Origin of the sequence: Longimicrobium sp. (genome assembly GCF_036554565.1) — a bacterium.
Taxonomy (GTDB): Bacteria; Gemmatimonadota; Gemmatimonadetes; order Longimicrobiales; family Longimicrobiaceae; genus Longimicrobium.
Window position 1 is genome coordinate 1 of sequence record NZ_DATBNB010000209.1, and the last position, 2658, is coordinate 2658.

Sequence of the window (2658 nt, forward strand, 5' to 3'; positions counted from 1 at the left end):
TATGGCCGGTGGCTATGGCGCGGGGGATCCACCCGATCCCATCCCGAACTCGGAAGTGAAAACCCGCTGCGCGGATGGTACTGCCGGGGCCACCCGGTGGGAGAGTACGGCGCCGCCGGCCTATTATTCCGAACGCCCGCTTCGAGCATCTCGCTCGAGGCGGGCGTTTGGCGTTTCTACCTATTCGAACAGAACGGGGTCTCACGCGGAGGCGCGGAGAACGCGGAGAAAAGCGGAGGGAGCGCTCCCGCACTTCTCTGCGCCCTCCGCGCCGCCGCGTGAGTCATGCAGTTCGGCCCCGATTTACTTGCGCCGCCTCGTTCGTGCGGACTAGATTCGGCCCCATGGATGAGAGCGGCGACGAGGTGACGACGAGAGCGGGCTACGTGGCCCTGGTGGGCTATCCCAACGCGGGCAAGTCGTCGCTGATGAACCGCCTGGTGGAGCAGAAGCTCAGCATCGTTACACCGCTGGCGCAGACCACGCGCGAAAAGGTGCTGGGCATCGATACCCGCGACGGCGTGCAGATGGTGTTCGTCGACACCCCCGGGCTGGTGGAGCCGCGGTACCTGCTTCACCGCGCCATGCTCCACGCCGCCACCGAGGTCATCGGCGACTCCGACGTGGTGCTGCTGCTGGTGGATGCGGCCGCGGGCATCCCCGAGTTTTCGCCCGACGTGCTGGAGCTGCTCGCCCGCGCGAAGGGGCTGATCGCCGTCAGCAACAAGCGGGACCTGGCGCGGCCGGGGCAGAGCGAGCAGGTGAAGCACTGGACGCAGGAGCGGTTCGGCATCGACCCGGTGGAGGTGTCGGCGCTGACGGGCGAGGGGGTCGTTGGCCTGCGCGAAGAGATCGCTCGGCGGCTGCCCGTGTCGCCCTTCCTGTTCCCGGAAGACGATGTCTCGTCGCAGCCGGTCCGCTTCTTCGTGGCCGAGTTCGTGCGCGAGGCGGCGTTCGAGCTGTTCGAGAAAGAGGTGCCGTACAGCATCGCCGTAAAGGTCGACGAGTTTCGCGAAACGGCGACGCCGCTGTACATCCGCGCCACCATCTACGTGGAGCGCCCCACCCAGAAGGCCATCCTGATCGGGCAGGGGGGCGCTGCCATCAAGAAGCTCGGCCGCTCGGCGCGCGAAAAGATCGAGGAGTTCGTCGGCGCGCCGGTGTACCTGGACCTGTGGGTGAAGGTGCTGCCGCGCTGGCGCAAGGACGCGCTTCAGCTGCAGCGCTTCGGCTTCTCCATTCCCACGCAGGAAGAACGCACGTGATCGAACCTTGGCTGCTCGACCTGCTGGTGTGCCCCAAGTGCCGGGGCGAGCTGACGTACGAGCAGGACCCCGAATCCCTCGTCTGCGCGGCCGACCGCCTGCGCTACGAGGTGCGGGAGGGGATTCCCATCCTGCTGATCGACGAGGCGCGTCCGCTGGAACCCGCCGGGGGCGTTTGACAGCCGACGCCGCAGCCGGATAGTATCTCCCCCCTTCTTCGCCCTGCACACCCGTAGCCGGACGTCATGCCGCCGCGCATTCTGTTGCACTTTACGCCGCACGGCCGCCCCCCGCCGGGGGTGGTCAGCGAGTTCGCGGCGGAGCGCGGCCTTCCCGTCGTCGATGCCACCGACGGCCGCGACGTGCTGGAGCGGGTGGGCCGCTCGTACCCGGCGGCGCTGGTGATCGACGCGACCCCGCCGCTGGACGCGGCTCTGGCAGTCTGCCGGGCCATCAAGGACGAGGCGTTCACCTCCGTCGTCCCCGTGATCGCCTACGCGACGGGGCAGGGCGAGGGCGACGACCCGGCGGCGCTTTCGCTGGAGGCCGGTGCCGACGAGGTGCTGAACCACAAGCTTTCGGAGCGCGAGTGCGCGCTACGGCTGCGGATGGCCCTGCGGCGGGCGGAGCGCGACGTGAGCGTGCACCCCACCACGCTGCTGCCGGGCACCGTGCAGATCGAGCGCGACATCGGCCGGCGGCTCCTGACGGGCGAAAAGTTCGCGGTCTGCTACTGCGACCTCGATCATTTCAAGGAATTCAACGACCGGTACGGGTACAACAACGGCGACCGGGTGATCCTGATCCTGTCGCGCATCCTTCGCGACGTGGTGAGGGCGCACTCGCCGACGGCGTTCGTGGGGCACATCGGCGGCGACGACTTCATCTTCAACGCGCCGCTGGATGATTTCCGGAAGTGCTGCGAAGAGGTGATCAGCGTGTTCAGCGAGCTGATTGACCTGCACTATACGCCCGAGGACCGCGAGCGTGGCTCCTTCTTCGGCAAGGACCGGCGCGGCGAGGGGTACGAGGTGCCGCTGATGACGCTTTCCATCGGCGTGGTGACCAACGAGCACCGCTCGTTCGTGCACACGGCGCAGATCAGCCAGCTGGCCACCGAAATGAAGGCGTACGCCAAGACGTTCTCCGGCTCCATCTACGTGGTGGACCGGCGGCACGGCGGCGAAAGCGCCCTTGCGGCGGCCACCGCATCCGACGAGAACGCTTCCGGGGACCACACGCAATGAACGTCACCTGCACGCACTGCAGCACCGTCTTCCGGGTAGATCCGCGGAAGGTTCCCGACGGCGGGGTGCGGGTTCGCTGCTCCATCTGCCGCGGCGTCTTCCAGGTTTCCGCCACCGGTGCGGCCGCGGCTCCGCCGACGCCATCC

Annotated in this window: 4 protein-coding genes and 1 rRNA gene; all 5 read left to right on the forward strand. The window is 68.0% G+C overall.

Translation table 11 applies throughout. The features are described from left to right. The first annotated feature begins 4 nt into the window (after positions 1-4). Positions 5-121: ribosomal RNA gene (rrf, locus tag VIB55_RS05640) — 5S ribosomal RNA — on the forward strand. A 223-nt stretch (positions 122-344) separates the two neighbouring features. Next, positions 345-1265, forward strand: coding sequence for a GTPase Era (gene era / locus VIB55_RS05645; RefSeq protein ID WP_331875689.1), 921 nt, complete (start codon positions 345-347; stop codon positions 1263-1265). Then, a complete protein-coding gene (locus VIB55_RS05650; RefSeq protein ID WP_349262994.1) occupies positions 1265-1444 on the forward strand; it encodes a Trm112 family protein in 180 nt (59 codons plus the stop codon). The genes era and VIB55_RS05650 overlap by 1 nt, the downstream gene beginning before the upstream one ends. 66 nt (positions 1445-1510) lie before the next feature. After that, a complete protein-coding gene (locus tag VIB55_RS05655; protein WP_331875692.1) occupies positions 1511-2512 on the forward strand; it encodes a diguanylate cyclase in 1002 nt (333 codons plus the stop codon). Beyond that, positions 2509-2658 (forward strand): zinc-ribbon domain-containing protein (locus tag VIB55_RS25620; protein ID WP_414681123.1); only part of this gene is annotated, 150 nt, incomplete at its 3' end. The genes VIB55_RS05655 and VIB55_RS25620, both read left to right, overlap by 4 nt.

Bases quoted from the DNA above. Each gene is read 5' to 3' on its own strand.
- era (WP_331875689.1), top strand. From the start codon at position 345: ATGGATGAGAGCGGCGACGAGGTGACGACGAGAGCGGGCTACGTGGCC.
- VIB55_RS05655 (WP_331875692.1), top strand. From the start codon at position 1,511: ATGCCGCCGCGCATTCTGTTGCACTTTACGCCGCACGGCCGCCCCCCG.